Source organism: Venenivibrio stagnispumantis (genome assembly GCF_900182795.1).
GTDB lineage: Bacteria > Aquificota > Aquificia > Aquificales > Hydrogenothermaceae > Venenivibrio > Venenivibrio stagnispumantis.
Genome location: NZ_FXTX01000001.1, coordinates 175,150 through 193,905, shown reverse-complemented (window position 1 = coordinate 193,905; position 18,756 = coordinate 175,150). Strand labels below are relative to the sequence as shown.

Sequence of the window (18,756 nt, the reverse complement as noted above, 5' to 3'; positions counted from 1 at the left end):
TATCCCTCCTCCTATAATTTCGTAACTTCTTTTTGTGATTTTAGATATTTTTCAAGAACTATCTTTCTTTTTAAAGGAGAAAGATAATTTATAAATGGTATTCCATTTAGATGGTCTATTTCATGTTGTAAAACTATGGCTAAAAATCCATCTGTATCAATTGTTATCTCTTTACCATTTTCATCTTGGGCTATTACTTTTACTCTTTTTGCTCTTGGTATTGTTATACTTACTCCCGGAAAACTTAAACAGCCTTCCTTAGATTCTACTTGCCCTTCTTTTTCAACAATTTTTGGATTGATTAATGCCATTTTTACCGGTTCTTCGTCGGTTTCTTCTCCTGCTTCTTTTAGAGATTCTGCCCTTGCTGTTGTGTCTAATACTAATATCTGATAAGGTATTCCAATCTGATTTGCTGCAAGACCAACTCCATCTTCTTTATACATTATCTCCCACATTTTATCTAAAATTATTTTTAATTTTTCATCAAAAAAATCTACTTCTTTTGTTTTCTCTTTTAATATTTTATCCGGCCATGTTCTAATCCTGTAATCCATATATTTCACTCCTTCTTAAATTTAATCCTCTAAGGTACTCTTATAGATAGTAAAAGGTAATCAAATATAATCAAAAGATTATAAAAAATTATATCCTTCTACTATCTTGCAGAGTACCCGATTTTGCCTACTACCCGTTATTTGTAGCATTTCTACTACAAACTCACGGGATACTTGTAATAAATCTTTTATTTTTAATTTAATTGGTCTTGATAGCTTGTCAATTAATAGTTTCGTGTCGTTTATTAGTGGCATAGCCACTTTTCTTAATATGTTATAACTTCCTACTGCATCCGCATTAAATATTTTGTTTGTTATAAAATCTTTAAATAATCCTCTTTTTACTCTTTTACCATTATAAAGAGTATTTAATCGTTCCTTTAACTCTTTTTCCTTTTCTTTTAACTGATTTAATTCTTCTTCTAATAGATTTGTATTATTTAGTTCTCTTTTTACCTTTAAATATTCCTCTCCAATTTCTAAAACTTTATTCAGATTAGCAAATGGAGATGTTTTGCTTGTGAATTCTTCTGATGTTTCTTCTGTTTCTATTCCATATTCTTCAAGTTTATATTTTAACATATCAATTATTTTTCTAAATGGTATGCTTACAAAATGTTGGTTTGTTTTATTCCCTAAATCTATGCCATCTTTACTATTTGTTGCTCCATTTCCTAATATTACCTTTTTATGCCCGGTTTCATATAGATAATCTGCTATTTTCCTTGTTATTTGATGGAATATGTTATTTAAATATCTTTCTCTGAATGCAGATAATTGTTTTTGTTTATTTATTAATGTTTTTATCTGTAATCTAAGATTATCTATATTTAAATAATCTTTTGATAGTTTGTTTATCTGGTTTTGCAATAAATCTATTTCTGATTGTATTTTTGATTTCTCTTTATTAAACCATTGATTAAATGATTTTGTCTCTTTACCACTTATTATTAGGGTTTTTAAATCCGGATTATTGCTAAATATCGTTAATAGATTATTTAATCCTAAATCTATTCCTGCTATATATTGCTTTTCTATTTCAGGAATTTTTATTTCTTTTGTATAAATCACATCAATATAAGCATCACTTCCTATGGTTTTTATTCTTATGGATTTTATCTTTTGTTTATCTATGTAATCAGGTAATTTAACCTTTATATATTTTGAGTTTTTATTATCAAAGGTTAATTTAACTAATAGATATTTATTATTTACAATCTCAAAACTCCTTGTATCTAATTCAATGGTAAAAGATATAATGTCCTTTAATTTCTTTACTTTCGGTGGTCTTGGTTTCCCTCTGAATTTGCTTGGATTTTTATTGTATTCTTTTAAAGATTTGAAATAACTGTTGTAATTACCTATATACTGCCTTATTATTGATTGGACTGCATAATTGTTTTTTGTCTTATCTTTTTGCTGTTTTAGTTTAACTATAAAATTTTTTAATTCTTGATTTTTCTCAATATTTTGTAAAATACAATTATATTCTTTTAATTTTTCTTCTTTAGATTTTTTAATATTGCCATTTTCATCTTTTGTATCTCTTGGTCTATATGGTTTATCTGATAATAGATTAAATAAATAACTTTCGTTTAAAATTATATATCCATAATTTTTGTAATAGATTTGGTTAAAGATAATAATGAGATTTCTAAAATGTGCTAATTCGTATTGTAGATTTAAAACTCTATCTTTTCTTTGTTTTCCACTTATCCTAATGCTTAATGCTCTTTTATAGGATTTCATATATAATACTATATAGTCTTTTGATATAATTTGCAACAAGTTTTATAAGAATAAAGAACTATATTTCTTTCATCTTTTCTTTTAACTTTTTTACTGCTTCTTTTTTGTCTTTGGCTTTAAAAATTGAATTACCGGCAACAAAGATATTTACTCCAAGATTACTTAATAAAGATATATTCTCTTCATTTATACCGCCATCTATTTCTATCAGGATATCTTCTCTTTCTACTTTTGAAATAAGTTCTTTTAGTTTTGTTATTTTATTTGCAGTTTGTGGAATAAATTTTTGTCCTCCAAAACCGGGATTTACAGACATTATTAATACATAATCTATATAGTAGATAATCTCTTCTAAGGTATTTACCGGTGTAGCAGGATTTAATACTACTCCTGCTTTTACTCCGTTTGATTTTATATAATCTACCAATCTATGGGCATGGATTGTTGCATCCATATGAAAAGATACCATATTTACACCGGCTTTTATAAATGCATCTATATGTTTTTCCGGTTCTACTATCATAAGATGGGCATCAAATGGCAAATGGGTTATACTTCGCAGTGATTCTATAACCGGTGGCCCTATTGTTATATTTGGCACATATCTTCCATCCATAACATCAAGATGTATTATATCTGCTCCGGCTTCTTCAACTTCTTTTATCTCATCATATAATCTTGAAAAATCTGCTGATAAGATAGATGGGGCTAAATATTTCATGTGATTACACCTTCTAATTTATGTCTTTTAAAACTCTCTCCATTTGTTATAAGCTCTCTTCCAAGTCTTAGAATCATTTCTTTATCCTTACCTGGCTCTCTTCCGGCTCTTGTTAAATATCCTCCTGCCATTAAGCAGTTTGCTATTTCCATTGCTACATCGTGTAGATTTTGTAAATTTTGCTCTCTTCCACCACAAAGTCTTATCTCTGCATCAGGATTTAAAAATCTAAATAAAGCAACTATTTTTAAACATCTTTCAGGAGTTAGATTATTACTATTTTCAAGTGGTGTTCCGGGAATAGGAATTAAAAAATTAAGCGGGATAGAATGAACTCCAAGATTTCTATATGTTAATGCAAGCTCATATATATCTTCATCTGTTTCTCCCATTCCAAATATTCCACCGGTGCATGTTGAAAGTCCTACTTCCTGAATATTTTTTATTGTTTCATATCTTTCTTTCCAAGTATGGGTTGATACTATTTTGGAAAAAAATCTTTCAGATGTTTCAAGGTTATGATTTATTCTATTTACACCGGCTTCTTTCAATTTAATTAAATCTTCTTTATCTACCGTCCCTATGGAACAACAAACTTTTAATGGATAAAGTTGTTTTATTTTTTTTACGGCAGAAGCTATCTTTTCTACCTCTTCTTTTGTTGCCCTTCTACCACTTACTACTATGCAATATCTGTTTGCTTCTATGGAGATTGCTTTTTCTGCACCTTCAAGCATTTCTTCTTCTGATACAAGAGGATAAGCATTTATAGCTGTTTTAAATTTTGAAGATTGGGCACAAAAAGAGCAATCTTCCGAACATGCTCCATTTTTTGCATTTATTAAAGAGCAAAACTCTACCTGATTCTGAAATTTTGCTTCCCTAACCTTAGAAGCTTCCTCTACCAAATCCATTAAGTAATGATTATCAAGATTAAGAATAGATATTGCTTCTTCTTTTGTTAATATATATCCATTTAAAACTTTTTCTGCTAATCCTGTTATTATCATAATTTTCTCCTGAAATTCTTACTACTTATACAAAAATTTTATCATATTATCCAAATTTTAATCTTCAAATATTCTTGTTTTATAAATAAAGATTTCCGGATGATATTTTATCCAGCAATTTGGTGGAAGTCCTGCTTTAAGACATAAATGGGATAAAAATTTTTCTTTATCCGGAATTTGCTCCCAAACATCAGGTAAAAATGTTCCTTGATATTCTCCTAATTTTAAAATAACTCCATCTTCAAATGGTTTAATTTTTTCAAGTAAATCTTGAGGGTCTTTATATTGTAAAATTTGCGGGAAAGATAAAATAGAAACTTTTGTTTTTAAAAATGGTAATTCTTCCAATGAAACCGGATTAAATCTTGGGTCTTTTGTAGCAGAAGCAATTGCATTATATATCACATCCTGATATAAAGGTCTAAATGGAATAATAGAGCCAATACAACCTCTGAGTTCTCCTGTATCTTTTCTTTCAAGGGTTACAAATGATGCTCCTTTTTTCTTCCAATTTTCAAAAGGAATTTCTTTTAAATCAATTATTCTATCTGATTTTAAATACTCCCTTATTGCTATCTTTGCAAGTTCTACAAGAGCTAAGCCTTCTTCTTCAGATATTTGATTTAAATCTTTAATTATATCTTCCATTTATTCACCTCTGTAAAAAACTGCACTTAGATAACCTACCACTGCATCTTTATCTCCGGCTGTATCTCCGGAAGTTCTATAATCTAAGATTTTAGATTTCCAGCCAACTTTTGAAGCATAATCTATAATAGCAGCCACACCTATCTCTCCACAGGCTTCACATTTAGATAATAAGGATATATCTTCTTTTTCAACAGCTAATAAACAGTATTTATCTATTTGCTTAGCAACATCGTAAGGATAATAATGGCTTAAATCTGTGCTTATTACTACTATAATATCTTCTCTTTTATCTTTTATCTGGGAGATAACTTTTTCAACTATTTTAAAATCTATCTGTCCGTAAACTACCGGAATAATGGAAAATTTATCTAAAACAACTTGCAAAAATGGCACCTGAACCTCTAATGAATGTTCTCTTTGATGTGGAATTGTGTTTAATGTAATAGGTAAATCTCTATTATTGATAACAAATTTTTCTATCTCTTCTTTATCTACTTTTACTGCTCCAAGTGGTGTTTCCCAATAATCATAATATCCAAAAGATATACCATTAAACGGAACAAAATGGGAAGGCCCTATTAAGAGTATCTTGTAATGTTTAGTTTTATCAAGATTTAAAAATTGTTTATAACTATAAGCAGCAGTTTGTCCTGAATAAATATATCCTGCATGGGGTGATATAACGGCCTGCGGTTTAATATTATACAAAGGAGCATTGTTTAAAAAATAGGTAATTATCTCTCTCAATTTTTCCGGATTTGCCGGATAAAACATATTTGCAACAGCCGGTTCTCTTACAGCTAAAGCCATTTTTTTCTCCCTCAAATTTTTGATTTTACTAAAAAAATATATTTCCAAGAATAGATATTTCAATCTTTATAGTGAGGCTGTTTGAAAAATTATAAATAGTTGATTTTTCTTGTTTCAAAAACTGCCTTTAAAAATAATGAAAAAATAAGAAAAAAATGGAGTGCAAAATAAACATTGTGCTAAATCCCTATACTTTTATTAATTTATGATAAAATAAGTAAGATTTTTAATATTTTGAAAGGTTTATTTTTGCCACATTTTTATTTCTTAAATTATTATACATCAGTTTTAATATAATCTATCAGGAGGAAGTTAATGGCTGAGAAAAAGAAAAATATTGAATCTTTTGAGCAGATGCTTTGGAAATCGGCAGATAAGTTAAGAAAAAATATTGATGCGGCAGAATATAAGCATGTAGTCCTTGGATTGATATTTTTGAGGTATATATCAGAAGCTTTTGAAGATTTATATAATAGATTAAAAAATGAAGAATACGCAGACCCGGAAGATAGAGATGAATATTTAGCAGAAAATGTGTTTTATGTGCCGGAAAAAGCAAGATGGGAATATCTAAAAGCAAATGCAAAAAATCCGGAAATTGGAAAAATTATAGATGAAGCAATGGAGATGATAGAAAAGGAAAACCCTTCTTTAAAAGGAGTTTTACCAAAAGTATATGCAAGGGGAAATATTGACCCTGTAAGTCTTGGAGGATTAATTGACCTTTTTAGTAATATAAATTTTAATGATGTAAAAGAAAAAAGCTCTGATATATTAGGACATGTTTTTGAGTATTTTCTCGGGCAGTTTGCCCTTGCAGAAGGAAAAAAGGGAGGGCAGTTTTACACTCCAAGAAGTGTAGTAGAGCTATTGGTTGAGATGATAGAGCCTTTTAATGGAAGAGTTTATGACCCTTGCTGTGGAAGTGGTGGAATGTTTGTCCAATCTGAAAAATTTGTTTTGGAACATCAAGGGAAAATTAATGATATTTCTATATACGGACAAGAAAGTAATCAAACTACTTGGCGATTGTGCAAAATGAACCTTGCAATTAGAGGGATTGATTCTTCGCAGGTAAAATGGAATCCGGAAGGCTCATTTTTAAATGATGCTCATAAAGATTTAAAAGCTGATTTTATACTTGCAAATCCACCTTTTAATGATAGTGATTGGGGCGGTGAGCTTTTAAGAAATGATGTTAGATGGAAGTATGGCGTCCCACCGGTTAATAATGCAAATTATGCATGGATACAGCATTTTATATTTCACCTTGCACCAAATGGCAAAGCTGGTTTTGTTTTAGCAAAGGGTGCTTTAACTACAAAACAAAAAGATGAGTATGAGATTAGAAAAAATATGATTGAAGATGATATTGTTGATTGTATTGTGAATTTACCATCTAAGCTTTTTTTAAATACTCAAATTCCGGCTTCTTTGTGGTTTTTGAGAAAAAATAAAAAGACAAGAAAAGGGCAAATTCTTTTTATTGATGCAAGGGATATGGGACAGCTTATAAATAGAAGACAAAGGATTTTGACAGAGGAAGATATTAGAAAAATTGCAGATACTTATCATAAATGGCAAAAAGAAGATGGAAGTTATCAGGATATAAAAGGTTTTTGTAAATCTGCAACCATAGAGGAAGTTAGGGCTCTTGATTATGTATTAACTCCGGGTAGATATGTGGGACTTCCGGATGAAGATGATGATTTTGATTTTGAGGAAAGATTTTCAAAACTGAAAGCTGAATTTTTGGAGCAGTTAAAAGAAGAGGAAAGATTAAATAAATTGATAATTGAAAATTTGGAGAAGATAGAAATTAAAGCTGATAATTAAGGTTTTCTGGCAAAGACATAGATTTTGGAGGAGCTTTTATGAGCGAAAATTTACCTAATGGCTGGAAAAGAGTTAAATTGGGGGAAGTATGTATAGATATTTCTTATGGATATACTGCAAGTGCTAAATTAAATCCAAAGGGAGTAAAATTTTTAAGAATTACAGATATTGTATCTGACAGAATAGACTGGGAAAATGTTCCATATTGTGAAATTCCCAAAACAGAAATAGAAAAATATAAGCTTGAAATAGGAGATATTGTTATAGCAAGAACTGGAGCAACAACTGGCTATAATAAAATTATAAAAAAAAATAATATAGAATGCGTATTTGCTTCTTATTTAATAAGATATAGGGTTAATAAAGAAATTGCTGACCCTTTTTATGTTTGGTATAACTTACAATCAGATAAATGGAAAGGTTTTGTTGATAATATTGTTGGTGGTTCAGCTCAACCAGGAGCAAACGCTAAACAATTTGCAGATTTTGAATTTTATCTTCCACCACTTCACGAGCAAAAAGCCATATCCGGTATATTATCCAGCCTTGATGATAAAATAGACCTACTCCATAGACAAAACAAAACCCTTGAAGAAATGGCACAAACCCTTTTTAGAAAATGGTTTATTGAAGACGCTAAAGAAGATTGGGAAGAGGTATCATTGGGAGATTTTTTCCCAGTAATAACAGGCAAAAAAAATGCAAATTATGCTACTGAAGATGGTCAATATCCTTTCTTTACTTGTTCACAAGAAATTTTAAAAGCTCCATCTTATAGTTTTGAAGGTCATGCAATATTACTTGCTGGTAATGGCGATTTTAATGTAAAAAGATATAAGGGAAAATTTGAAGCATATCAAAGAACTTATGTTTTAATACCTAATGAAGAGAAATATGTTGGGCTTTTATATACATTGATAAAATTTTTTCTTTCGGAAATAACAGGAGCTTATAGAGGCAGTGTCGTTAAATTTATAACAAAAGAAATGATTGAGGATTTTAAATTTAAACTTCCAGCTGATAGAAATAATTATATGTTCAATAAAAAATTGCAATATATAAACGAACTTTATGAGAAAATTGATTATAATTTATTACAAATCCGCACCTTAGAGCAGTTAAGAGATACACTACTCCCTAAGTTAATGAGCGGAGAAGTGAGGGTTAAGTTATGAACGAATCAGCAATTGAAAAACTTGCAATAGAGCTATTACAGGCACAGGGATATGATTATCTATTTGGTGGAGATATTGCACCGGATGGCAGAAAACCACTTAGAAAATCTTTTGAAGAACTAATCTTAACAGACAGATTAAAAACAGCCATAAAAAATATAAATCCACATCTAATAGAAGAACAAATAGAAGATGTTATAAAACAGATAAACCAAATCCATACATCAGACCTTATAGCAACCAATGAAATGTTCCATAAAATGCTTATAGAAGGAGTAAAAATAACACACAGAAAAAATGGAGAAGAAAGAGGAGATATAGTTTGGCTTATTGATTTTAAAAATCCACAAAACAATGATTTTTTAGTAGTAAATCAATTTACTGTGATTGAAAATCATAAAAACAAAAGACCGGATATAGTAATTTTCATAAATGGATTACCCCTTGTAGTAATGGAACTAAAAAACCCAACAGATGAAAACGCAACAATAAAATCAGCATATAACCAGCTCCAAACATATAAACAAACAATCCCATCACTTTTTAAATATAATGAAATATTAATAATATCCGATGGAATTGAAGCAAAAATAGGCAGTTTATCAGCCGGTTATGATAGATTTTCAGCTTGGAAATCATCAGATGGTAAAAAAGAAGCATCACATCTTATAAATCAGCTTGAAGTTTTAATAAAAGGATTGTTAAATAAAGAAACACTTATTGATTATATTAAATATTTTATAGTTTTTCAAAAAGAGAAAAAAGAAGACACAACCGGGCAAACTATAATACAAACCACAAAAAAAATTGCCGCATATCATCAATATTACGCAGTAAATAAAGCCATTAAATCAACAATAAGAGCAATTGGTAGAAATAAATCTATTACAACTTTAAGGCAATCTCCTTCAAGTTATGGATTACCGGATGTAAAAAATCAGACGGAAGGAGATAAAAGAGCCGGTGTAGTATGGCACACCCAAGGCTCCGGTAAATCTTTAACTATGCTTTTTTATACCGGAAAAATAATCCAAACAATAGATAATCCAACAATTGTAGTTATCACAGATAGAAATGACCTTGACAACCAGCTTTTTGATACATTTTCATCTGCAAAAGAAATTTTAAGACAAGAACCAATTCAAGCAAAAAGCAGAGAAGATTTAAAAGAGTTATTAAAAAGAAAAGCAGGAGGAGTAATATTTACAACCATCCATAAATTTTGGACAGATGGAGAAAAGTATGAAGAATTATCAGATAGAGATAATATAATAGTTATAGTAGATGAAGCACACAGGACACAATACGGATTTAGAGCAAAAATAGATGAAAAAACCGGTAAAATAAGCTATGGTTTTGCTAAGTATCTAAGAGATGCACTTCCAAATGCTACTTTTATAGCTTTTACAGGAACACCAATTGAAAAAACAGATAGAAACACACCGGCAGTTTTCGGAAATTATATTGATATTTATGATATAGCAAATGCAGTAGAAGATGGAGCAACCGTCCCAATTTATTATGAAAGTAGACTTGTAAAAATAGATTTAACAGATGAAGGAAAAAAATTACTTGAAGAGTATGAAAACCAAATAGAAGAAGAAGGGCTATCAGAAGTAGAAAAATCAAAGTTAAAATGGGCTAAACTTGAAGCAGTTATCGGAGCAAAAGAAAGAGTTAAACAAATAGCAAAAGATATAGTAGAGCATTTTGAAAGCAGGCTTGAAGCTATAGATGGAAAAGGTATGATTGTTGCCATGACAAGAAAAATTGCAGTTTCTTTATATAATGAAATTATAAAACTTCGCCCAGATTGGCATAGTGATGAGCTTAAAAAAGGAAAAATAAAAGTTGTTATGACAACTTCATCTTCCGATGAACCGGAAATTGCAAAATTTTATCTTACAAAAGAAGATAGAAGAATACTTGCAGATAGATTTAAAGACCCGGAAGATGAGCTAAAACTTGTGATTGTTGTTGATATGTGGCTAACCGGTTTTGATGTGCCTTGTCTTCACACTATGTATATAGACAAACCTATGAAAGGACACACATTAATGCAAGCAATAGCAAGAGTGAATAGAGTTTATAAAGACAAAACCGGAGGATTAATAGTTGATTATATAGGAATAGCATCAGATTTAAAAGAAGCTCTATCTTTTTATGCAGAAAGCGGAGGAAAAGGAGAACCGGCAAAACTCCAAGAAGAAGCAGTAAAAATTATGCTTGAAAAATATGAAGTTGTAAAAGATATGTTTTATGATTTTGATTATAAAAGATATTTTATTAGCACTACCCAAGAAAAACTAAATATTATCCTTGAAGCACAGGAATTTATACTCAGCCTTGAAAATGGCAGAAAAAGATATATTGATAATGTAACTGCATTATCAAAAGCATTTGCAATAGCTATTCCCCATCCTGAGGCTATGAAAATAAAAGAAGAAGTAGCCTTTTTCCAAAATATAAAATCAAGACTTTTAAAATTTAGCACAAATGAAGAAGATAAAATAGAAAATTATGAAACAGCAATAAAACAAATAATAGACAAAGCTATTGCTTCAAACGGTGTTGTTCATATATTTGACGCAGCCGGATTAAAAAAACCGGATATATCTATCTTATCAGACGAATTCTTAGAAGAAATAAAATCAATGAAACATAAAAATTTAGCAATAGAAACCTTAAAGAAAATCTTAAATGACCAAATAAAAGGAAAAATGAGGATAAATATTGTAAAAAGTAAATCCCTTAAAGAATCTATTGAGCAATTAATAAAAAAATACAATAATAGATTATTAACAGCCGCAGAAGTAATAGAAGAACTTATAAAACTTGCAAAAGAGATTAGAGAAAGTGAAAAAGAACCAAAAGAAATGGGCTTAACAGATTATGAATATGCTTTTTATTGTGCCGTTGCAGATAATAAAAGTGCAAGAGAGCTTATGGGAAAAGAAAAACTCAAAGAGTTAGCAGTGGTATTATTTAATGAAGTTAGAAAAAATACAACTATTGATTGGACGATAAGAGAAAGTGCAAGGGCAAATTTAAGAAGAATAGTTAAAAGAATATTAAGGAGATTTGGATATCCACCGGATATGGAGCAACTCGCAACAGAAACAGTTTTAAAACAAGCCGAAGCCATAGCAAATGAATTGGTAGATTTAAATAAAAATTAAAATGGAGCAAAAGAAGCTCAAAATAAAATAATCAAATATTTTAATAACAACTATTAACAACTCTTGCAAGGTGGTTTTATAGTCACCTTTCTTGTTTTTAATTTATAGTATAATTTTTTTATGATTTTATTTGATTTAAAAAGCTTAGGAAAGATTGAAGAAGCGGTTTTTTTAGAAAGGCCAAACCGCTTTAAAGCCATCTGTAAGAAAGGCAATGAGATTATTACTTGCCATGTAGCAGACTCGGGAAGATTAAAAGAGATATTTATCAAAGGAAGACAGGTTTTTGTGATAAAAAATAATCCGGATATGAAAACAGATTATAAAATAATTGCAATAAATGTAGATGGAGAAATAGTTCTATTAAATACTTCCTTATATTCTAAAATCGGAGAAGAAGCTATAAAAAAAGGAGTTCTTGGTTTTATTCCGGATAAAATAAAAAAAGAAGTTCAATTTGGAAATAGCAGAATTGATTATCTTATTAATGAAAATATATTAGTTGAGTTAAAAGGAAGTAATCTTTTAATTGAAAATAAATGTTTATTCCCCGATGCACCAACAGAAAGAGGAGCAAGACATCTGGAAGAATTAATAGAAGCAAAAAAGCAAGGATATAAGGCAATAATATTATTTATGGCTGTTAGAAAATGTAATTGTTTTTATCCTTATAAGCAGGTTGATGAAAAATTTTTTAATACATTTTTCAAAGCCCTACAAAATGGAGTTGAATTTAAAGGTTTTAAAATAGAAATTGATAAAAATTTTAATGTAATACTAAAAGAAAATATAAAAATCTGTGAATAAACGAAATCTGAAATAAATCTGTTTATTGCAAATAAAACAAGCAAACCTTAAATTGTAAAAAATTTTTAATTGGAGAAGATTGATGGCATCATTTGAATTAAATATAGATAAGATATATGCAGTTGTTGGAGATATTCATGGTTGTTTAACTGAGTTTAAAGAAATTATAAAACTGCTTGAAGAATACTCAAAAGATATAGTTATAATCAGTGTAGGAGATACAATAGATAGGGGTGATTATAATATAGAAACTTTACTTTACTGTATAGATTTATATAAAAAAGGTAGATTTTTAGAAGTAAAAAGTAATCATCTTGATAAATTCGTAAGATATTTAAAAGGCAATAATGTAAATATATCTCACGGAATGCAAAAAACCGTATCTGAGTTTTTGGCTTTAAATAAAGAAAAAAGAGAAAAAATAAAAGAAGAAGTTATTTCGTATTATGAAAATTTGCCATTATATTTAAAAATAAATAACAATATTGTAGTAGCCCATGCCGGAATAAAAGATGAGATGATAGGTAGGGAAGATAAACAGGTTAAATCATTTGTTCTTTATGGGGAAACAACCGGTAGATATACAGAAAAAGGTTTTCCTGAAAGGGTTGATTGGACTAAACATAGAGAAATAAATAAAAACTCTCCTAAGATTATATACGGTCATGTAGTTTTTGATGAGCCTTATATTAACAATCTTTGTTATGGAATAGATACCGGTGCAGTTTTAGGCAATAAATTAACCGCTTATATTCCAGATTTAGATGAATTTATTTTTGTAAAATCTAAAAAAGTTTATTTTAGCTTTGAAGATTAAAATATTTTCTCTTTTTAGTTTCTAAAAATATTAAAAATCCAATAAAAATAATAATAAAACCGAAAAAGATTTGATATTTATAAGATTTAAAAATTGTTTTAACCGGCTTGGAGTATATATTACCTACAATTATTTCATCTGTATATAATTTTGAAATTGCAACAGGTTTCCCAACCGGATTTATGATTGCAGATATACCTGTATTTGCAGCCCTTACAAGATAAGTTCCATTTTCTATTGCTCTTATTCTACTCATCTCAAAATGCTGAAATGGGGCAGATGTTCTACCAAACCAACCATCATTAGTAATATTAACAATCAGATTAAAATCTCCAAAATCGGAAACATAAATCGGAAATATTGCTTCAAAACATATTAAAGAAGCAATCTTTAAATCTTTGAAAGTTATGATATTTTGTTTATCCCCCTGTCTAAAATCATACCCTTGAAGATATGGAAATAATTCCTTTATAAAACCTATATTAAAAGGATTATATTCACCAAAAGGCACAAGTTTAATCTTATTATAAATACCTTTTATATTTTTATTTTCATAATACAAAATTAAAGAGTTATAAATTTTATCAATATCTCCATATTCATTTAAAAGAAGATTATCAAAGCCGGATATAAAAGGAATCTTTATATTTTCTATATTTTTAAAAAAATATTCTTTTAAAGGAGTATCTACAAATGGAAAAATAGGGATAGCAGATTCAGGCATAACAACCAAATCAGGATTAAATCTTTCTGCCTGTTTAAAAAGATTAATATATTTATCAATTATGCTTTTATTTATTTCAACTGTTGGATTTAATTTCAGTTCTTCAGAAATATTTCCTTGTAAGATAGCTATTTTGTAAGGTTTTCCATTATCTTGATAGTTATTTATTCTAAACTCTCCATAAATAAAAATTATTACAAAAATAAATATATTCAAAACTATAACTGATAATGATTTTTTTGTTCTACATTTAATAAAGTAAAAAAATGAAGAAGAAAAAAATAATACAAGGAAAGAAACTCCATAAATAGATGTTATTGAAGCAATCTGTGCGACAGGATTTATATAAGATAACATATATCCTGATAAATTCCATGGAAATCCATTAAAAGGGAAAAACTCCCTGAATATCTCCATAAAAACCCATATAAATGGCGATAAAAAAATTCCGATTATTCCGTATCTATTAAATATAATTTTTTGTATGAAGCCAAATAAAACAAAGCTATATAATGAGTAAGCAATACTGAAAATAATAAATAAAATTGAGGATATTAAAATATTGATTTTTCCATAATAATTTATTGCATAAATGATCCAATAGAAAGATAAAAATGAAAAAATTAAACCGGTTAAAAAACTATAAATTAAAGCTTTTTTTGTAGAGTATTTATACAAATTATCAAAAAATAAATAAAAACCTATTAAAAAAGCAAAAGGTATAAAAAAATTAGGCAAAGATACTGAAAGAAAAGCACCTGATAAAATTGCAGATATCAATTTATTCTCCTAATGCATCCAGAAATGATTTAATCCTATATCGGTGCTGTTTTCTATTGCTCCTTGAAGATATATCCTTGCTATTCTTATTGCTTTAATTATATCTTTTTGTTTTACTATATTTGAAGCAATTGCAGATGCATAGGTGCAGCCGGTTCCATGGGTATTTTTTGCTTTTACAAATGGATATTCAAGAATAACAAAATCTTTTCCATCATAGATAATATCAAAAACTTTGTTTTCCATAGGGAGATGTCCGCCTTTTAAAACTATATATTTTGCTCCCATCTTGTATAATTCTTTTGCTGATTTTTTCATATCTTCAATATCTTTAATAATATTTCCGGTTAATCTTTCTGCTTCCGGAATATTTGGCGTTATTATAAAACTTTTTGGGATTATTTTTTTTATAAATAAATCAATAGCTTCATCATTGAGTAAAGATTTATTATTTTTTGATTTTATAACTGTATCAATAACATTTAGATTTAAATTAAATTTATCAATTGCTTCTGATAAAATTTCTACATTTTCTGCTGTTTGAAGCATACCTACTTTTAAAACATCTATTCCTATATCTTCTGCAATGGATTTAATTTGATTATAAAGAGTTTGGGAATTTACCGGTATAGTTTCTATTACTCCTTTTGTGTTTTGAACCGTTATAGATGTTATAGCAGTCATACCATAAATACCAAAAGCAGAAAAAACTTTTAAATCTGCTTGGATACCGGCACCACCACTATTATCAGAACCGGCAACAGTTAATGCCTTTTTCATTATTTTTATCCACCGCTTACCGGAGGAATAATAGCAACTATATCATTTTCATTTAATACTCTATCTTTTGAAGAATATTCTTCATTTACTGCTATCATACATTTTTGGATTAATTCCTGAATTTGAGGATATTTTGATATTATATCATTTAGTAAATCTTCTACTTTACTGCCTTCTTTTAAATCTATTATATCTTCCTTTTTTTTTAATTTATCCTTTAAGGAAGCAAAATATAAAACCTTTATTTTCATTTTTTTCACCTAATATTTAACTTCCCATTCGGTTATAAGATGGCTTCCTCTTAAAAAATGAGCTCTTAACTTTAATTTAATAACATCTTCTAATTTTTCAAATCCTTTTCCACCTACAAATGTAGGTGTATTTTCTCCACCTACAATAAATGGCATATGTATAATTCTAATTTCATCTACTAATCCAAGTTTTAATAACTGCCAGTTTAATGTAGAGCCACCTTCTACCATAAGAGAATGTATTCCAAGGCTATAAAGTTTATCCATCATCTTAATTAAATCTACAGACTCTTTCCCTATAATTAGGACTTCTACTTTTTCTTTTAAAGCTTCTACCTTTTCTTTCGGTGCTGATTCTGTTGTTACAATTATTGTTGGAGCATGTTTTCCGAGTATATTTGCATCAAAAGGAATATCTGCTTTTGAGGTTGGGATTATTCTTGTTGGATTTTTTCCTTCTACATATCTGACGGTTAAAAATGGGTTATCTGTTCTTATTGTTTCTGCTCCTACCATAATACCATCAACTTTTGCTCTTGTTTCATGTAAATATCTGTTTGCTTCTTCATCCATAAACTGCATAATTTCTTTTGAAGAGCGACCTTTTCTTAATGTTAATTTTCCATCAACGGTGACTTCAGATACAATAATTGTATAAGGACGATTCATATTCCCCTCTTAGTCATAATCTTTATTATATTTAACATATAGATATATTATTCTCTGCATTAAAGACAAAATAGTTAATGTAACTATCAGCTTAAATCCAAATTCTAAACCACCTAAAATATTAAAATGTTCAAATATAGAGAAAATAATGATTGTTAACAATGTTTCAGGTCTTCCGAAAAATCCTATCCCTTCAAGAGGGTCTTCTATTTTTCCTTTTTCCCTATTTGAAAAACCTATTTCTGCATAAGCTACCGGTTTTATAAATGTATGTAGCATTGTAGCCGTAATACCAAGTGCTGTTATAAAAGGTGTTGAGTAGGTTATTCCTATAAAAAATATCAAAAATCCATCAACAAATTTGTCTGCCAGCCAATCAAAAACTGCACCGAATTTTGAGGATTTTTCTGTTTCTCTTGCTACTATCCCATCCATCAAATCAAAAAAACCACTTATAAAAACAAGTAAAGCTCCTATTAAAGGCTTTTCTTTATAATAATAGATAGCGGCGAAGACGCCGACTATCACAGATAAAATTGTTATCATATTAGGAGTTATATGGGTTTTGGCAATAAGAATGCCAACCGGTTCATATACTTTTTTTATAATCTTTCTCTTGGAAGTTAAATTCATTTTTATAATCCTTTACCACCAAGCCAAGGCATCATTTTTCTTAATTCTTTACCTACTTCTTCTATTGGATGCTCTTCATCTTTTTTAACAAGTGCATTAAAGTGTGGTCTGTTAGCAACATTTTCAAGTATCCATTCTTTTGCAAATAGCCCTTCTTGGATTTCTTCTAATATTTTTTTATGGATTGGTTTTACTGCTTCATAAATTCTTTTTCCTCTTGTAACATCTCCGTATCTTGCAGTATCTGATATAGAAAATCTCATACCGGAGATTCCATATTGATATAAAAGGTCAACTATTAATTTAAGCTCGTGTAGGCATTCAAAATAAGCAACTTCTGGTTGATAACCTGCTTCTACCAATGTTTCAAATCCTGCTTTTATCAAAGCAGTAGCACCACCGCATAAAACAGCTTGCTCTCCAAATAAATCCGTTTCTGTTTCTTCTTTAAATGTTGTTTCTATTAATCCTGCTCTTGTTGCACCTATACCTTTTGCATAAGCCATTGCTATCTCTCTTGCTTTTCCTGTAAAATCTTGATATACTGCAAACAATGCAGGAACTCCTTTTCCTTCCTCATACATCCATCTTACAAGATGTCCCGGTCCTTTTGGAGCAACAAGGAATACATCAACATATTCAGGTGGAACAATCTGTCCAAAATGGATATTAAATCCATGGGCAAATGCAAGGGCTTTTCCTTCATCTAAGTTAGGTAAAATTGCAGATTGATACAAAGCCGGTTGAACTGTATCCGGTGTTAATATCATTATTACATCTGCTTTTTTAGTAGCATCATCAGGAAGTAGAACTTCAAAACCTTCTGCTTTTGCTTTTTGAGCAGACCTGCTACCTGTATATAAACCTATAACTACATTAATACCACTATCTCTTAAATTTAAAGCATGGGCATGTCCCTGGCTTCCGTATCCAATAATTGCAACTGTTTTTCCCTGTAAATACTCTAAGGATGCATCTTGGTCATAATAAATATTAGCTGCCATTTAAACCTCCTGTTTTTTTATTAAATTTTAACATAATTTTATTCTGCTGTATATTTATCTAATTTTCTGCTGGCAGACTCCCTTATAAATGCAAGGGTTCCTGTTCTTCCTATATCTTTTAATCCAAATGGTCTAAGTAAATCTATAAATGCTTCTATTTTTTCATTATCGCCGGTTATCTCTATTGTGTATGTATCTGTTGATACATCAACTACCTTTGCCCTGAATATGTTAACTAATCTCATTATTTCATCTCTTGCTTTTTCATCTGCTGTATGAACTTTTATAAGGGCAAGCTCCCTTTCTATATGTGGAATATCTGTTATATCTCTTACTCTTAATGTTTCTATCAATTTTCTTAGTTGTTTTATTATCTGTTCTATTACCCTTTCATCTCCTTCCACTACCAATGTTATTCTTGCAACATTAGGCTCATGGGTTCTTCCTACGGTTAGGCTTTCTATATTATACCCTCTTCCTGCAAATAATCCGGTTATTCTTGCCAATACACCAAAATTATGCATAACTTTTACAACTATTGTATGTTTTCTTATTCTTTTTTCCGGTTCTGGTCTTGTTTTAACAACTTTTATATCTTCCATA

18 protein-coding genes are annotated in these 18,756 nt (G+C 29.3%); 5 read left to right on the top strand and 13 right to left on the bottom strand.

Annotation, left to right across the window (positions count from 1 at the left end; genetic code table 11):
• Window positions 1-11 precede the first annotated feature (11 nt).
• From def to amrB, 6 genes are all read right to left on the bottom strand, one after another.
• Window positions 12-557 carry a peptide deformylase gene (gene def / locus QOR43_RS00945; RefSeq protein ID WP_265134949.1) on the bottom strand — a complete coding sequence of 182 codons (546 nt, stop codon included), beginning with the start codon at window positions 555-557 and terminating at the stop codon, window positions 12-14.
• Between the two features lie 78 nt (window positions 558-635).
• A complete protein-coding gene (locus tag QOR43_RS00940) occupies window positions 636-2,306 on the bottom strand; it encodes an IS200/IS605 family accessory protein TnpB-related protein (protein ID WP_283571398.1) in 1,671 nt (556 codons plus the stop codon).
• Between the two features lie 58 nt (window positions 2,307-2,364).
• Window positions 2,365-3,027: a ribulose-phosphate 3-epimerase gene (gene rpe / locus QOR43_RS00935; RefSeq protein ID WP_265133643.1), complete on the bottom strand. Its 663-nt coding sequence runs from the start codon at window positions 3,025-3,027 to the stop codon at window positions 2,365-2,367.
• Window positions 3,024-4,037: a biotin synthase BioB gene (bioB, locus tag QOR43_RS00930; RefSeq protein WP_265133642.1), complete on the bottom strand. Its 1,014-nt coding sequence runs from the start codon at window positions 4,035-4,037 to the stop codon at window positions 3,024-3,026. The genes rpe and bioB overlap by 4 nt, the downstream gene beginning before the upstream one ends.
• A 57-nt stretch (window positions 4,038-4,094) precedes the next feature.
• Window positions 4,095-4,685 (bottom strand): AmmeMemoRadiSam system protein A, encoded by a 591-nt coding sequence (gene amrA / locus QOR43_RS00925; RefSeq protein WP_265133641.1) that lies wholly within the window; start codon window positions 4,683-4,685, stop codon window positions 4,095-4,097.
• A complete protein-coding gene (gene amrB, locus QOR43_RS00920; protein WP_265133640.1) occupies window positions 4,686-5,498 on the bottom strand; it encodes an AmmeMemoRadiSam system protein B in 813 nt (270 codons plus the stop codon). It lies immediately after the preceding gene.
• A 315-nt stretch (window positions 5,499-5,813) separates the two neighbouring features.
• Here amrB and QOR43_RS00915 point away from each other — a divergent pair, with 315 nt between their 5' ends.
• The 5 genes from QOR43_RS00915 to QOR43_RS00895 all read left to right on the top strand — a co-directional run bounded on the left by QOR43_RS00915 (window position 5,814) and on the right by QOR43_RS00895 (window position 13,312).
• Window positions 5,814-7,334, top strand: coding sequence for a class I SAM-dependent DNA methyltransferase (locus QOR43_RS00915; protein WP_265133639.1), 1,521 nt, complete (start codon window positions 5,814-5,816; stop codon window positions 7,332-7,334).
• A 38-nt stretch (window positions 7,335-7,372) separates the two neighbouring features.
• Window positions 7,373-8,509: a restriction endonuclease subunit S gene (locus QOR43_RS00910; RefSeq protein WP_265133638.1), complete on the top strand. Its 1,137-nt coding sequence runs from the start codon at window positions 7,373-7,375 to the stop codon at window positions 8,507-8,509.
• The gene (locus QOR43_RS00905) at window positions 8,506-11,688 is read left to right on the top strand and encodes a type I restriction endonuclease subunit R (RefSeq protein WP_265133637.1); all 3,183 of its coding nucleotides are present in this window, start codon (window positions 8,506-8,508) and stop codon (window positions 11,686-11,688) included. The genes QOR43_RS00910 and QOR43_RS00905 overlap by 4 nt, the downstream gene beginning before the upstream one ends.
• A gap of 120 nt (window positions 11,689-11,808) precedes the next feature.
• The gene (gene sfsA / locus QOR43_RS00900) at window positions 11,809-12,495 is read left to right on the top strand and encodes a DNA/RNA nuclease SfsA (protein ID WP_265133636.1); all 687 of its coding nucleotides are present in this window, start codon (window positions 11,809-11,811) and stop codon (window positions 12,493-12,495) included.
• Between the two features lie 82 nt (window positions 12,496-12,577).
• Window positions 12,578-13,312, top strand: a complete 735-nt coding sequence (locus tag QOR43_RS00895; RefSeq protein WP_265133635.1) for a metallophosphoesterase — start codon at window positions 12,578-12,580, stop codon at window positions 13,310-13,312.
• Here QOR43_RS00895 and lnt read toward each other — a convergent pair.
• The 7 genes from lnt to ilvN are packed head-to-tail and all read right to left on the bottom strand — an operon-like array spanning window position 13,296 to window position 18,755.
• Complete coding sequence (gene lnt, locus QOR43_RS00890; protein ID WP_265133634.1) at window positions 13,296-14,816, bottom strand: apolipoprotein N-acyltransferase; 1,521 nt, start codon at window positions 14,814-14,816, stop codon at window positions 13,296-13,298. The genes QOR43_RS00895 and lnt overlap by 17 nt on opposite strands.
• 9 nt (window positions 14,817-14,825) lie before the next feature.
• Complete coding sequence (gene thiD, locus QOR43_RS00885; protein WP_265133633.1) at window positions 14,826-15,596, bottom strand: bifunctional hydroxymethylpyrimidine kinase/phosphomethylpyrimidine kinase; 771 nt, start codon at window positions 15,594-15,596, stop codon at window positions 14,826-14,828.
• Window positions 15,597-15,601: 5 nt separating this feature from the next.
• A complete protein-coding gene (moaD, locus tag QOR43_RS00880) occupies window positions 15,602-15,847 on the bottom strand; it encodes a molybdopterin converting factor subunit 1 (RefSeq protein WP_265133632.1) in 246 nt (81 codons plus the stop codon).
• 9 nt (window positions 15,848-15,856) lie between these two features.
• Entirely contained in the window at window positions 15,857-16,516 is a 660-nt protein-coding gene (locus QOR43_RS00875) for a RibD family protein (RefSeq protein WP_265133631.1), read from the bottom strand.
• A gap of 9 nt (window positions 16,517-16,525) precedes the next feature.
• The gene (locus tag QOR43_RS00870) at window positions 16,526-17,149 is read right to left on the bottom strand and encodes a CDP-alcohol phosphatidyltransferase family protein (protein WP_265133630.1); all 624 of its coding nucleotides are present in this window, start codon (window positions 17,147-17,149) and stop codon (window positions 16,526-16,528) included.
• 2 nt (window positions 17,150-17,151) lie between these two features.
• Entirely contained in the window at window positions 17,152-18,153 is a 1,002-nt protein-coding gene (gene ilvC / locus QOR43_RS00865) for a ketol-acid reductoisomerase (RefSeq protein WP_265133629.1), read from the bottom strand.
• Between the two features lie 38 nt (window positions 18,154-18,191).
• A complete protein-coding gene (gene ilvN / locus QOR43_RS00860) occupies window positions 18,192-18,755 on the bottom strand; it encodes an acetolactate synthase small subunit (protein WP_265133628.1) in 564 nt (187 codons plus the stop codon).
• Between the last annotated feature and the right edge of the window lies 1 nt (window position 18,756).

What these genes read in the sequence shown, in the direction of transcription:
- def (WP_265134949.1), bottom strand. Translation starts at nt 557, where the DNA reads ATGGATTACAGGATTAGAACATGGCCGGATAAAATATTAAAAGAGAAA.
- QOR43_RS00940 (WP_283571398.1), bottom strand. Translation starts at nt 2,306, where the DNA reads ATGAAATCCTATAAAAGAGCATTAAGCATTAGGATAAGTGGAAAACAA.
- rpe (WP_265133643.1), bottom strand. Translation starts at nt 3,027, where the DNA reads ATGAAATATTTAGCCCCATCTATCTTATCAGCAGATTTTTCAAGATTA.
- bioB (WP_265133642.1), bottom strand. Translation starts at nt 4,037, where the DNA reads ATGATAATAACAGGATTAGCAGAAAAAGTTTTAAATGGATATATATTA.
- amrA (WP_265133641.1), bottom strand. Translation starts at nt 4,685, where the DNA reads ATGGAAGATATAATTAAAGATTTAAATCAAATATCTGAAGAAGAAGGC.
- amrB (WP_265133640.1), bottom strand. Translation starts at nt 5,498, where the DNA reads ATGGCTTTAGCTGTAAGAGAACCGGCTGTTGCAAATATGTTTTATCCG.
- QOR43_RS00915 (WP_265133639.1), top strand. Translation starts at nt 5,814, where the DNA reads ATGGCTGAGAAAAAGAAAAATATTGAATCTTTTGAGCAGATGCTTTGG.
- QOR43_RS00910 (WP_265133638.1), top strand. Translation starts at nt 7,373, where the DNA reads ATGAGCGAAAATTTACCTAATGGCTGGAAAAGAGTTAAATTGGGGGAA.
- QOR43_RS00905 (WP_265133637.1), top strand. Translation starts at nt 8,506, where the DNA reads ATGAACGAATCAGCAATTGAAAAACTTGCAATAGAGCTATTACAGGCA.
- sfsA (WP_265133636.1), top strand. Translation starts at nt 11,809, where the DNA reads ATGATTTTATTTGATTTAAAAAGCTTAGGAAAGATTGAAGAAGCGGTT.
- QOR43_RS00895 (WP_265133635.1), top strand. Translation starts at nt 12,578, where the DNA reads ATGGCATCATTTGAATTAAATATAGATAAGATATATGCAGTTGTTGGA.
- thiD (WP_265133633.1), bottom strand. Translation starts at nt 15,596, where the DNA reads ATGAAAAAGGCATTAACTGTTGCCGGTTCTGATAATAGTGGTGGTGCC.
- moaD (WP_265133632.1), bottom strand. Translation starts at nt 15,847, where the DNA reads ATGAAAATAAAGGTTTTATATTTTGCTTCCTTAAAGGATAAATTAAAA.
- QOR43_RS00875 (WP_265133631.1), bottom strand. Translation starts at nt 16,516, where the DNA reads ATGAATCGTCCTTATACAATTATTGTATCTGAAGTCACCGTTGATGGA.
- QOR43_RS00870 (WP_265133630.1), bottom strand. Translation starts at nt 17,149, where the DNA reads ATGAATTTAACTTCCAAGAGAAAGATTATAAAAAAAGTATATGAACCG.
- ilvC (WP_265133629.1), bottom strand. Translation starts at nt 18,153, where the DNA reads ATGGCAGCTAATATTTATTATGACCAAGATGCATCCTTAGAGTATTTA.
- ilvN (WP_265133628.1), bottom strand. Translation starts at nt 18,755, where the DNA reads ATGGAAGATATAAAAGTTGTTAAAACAAGACCAGAACCGGAAAAAAGA.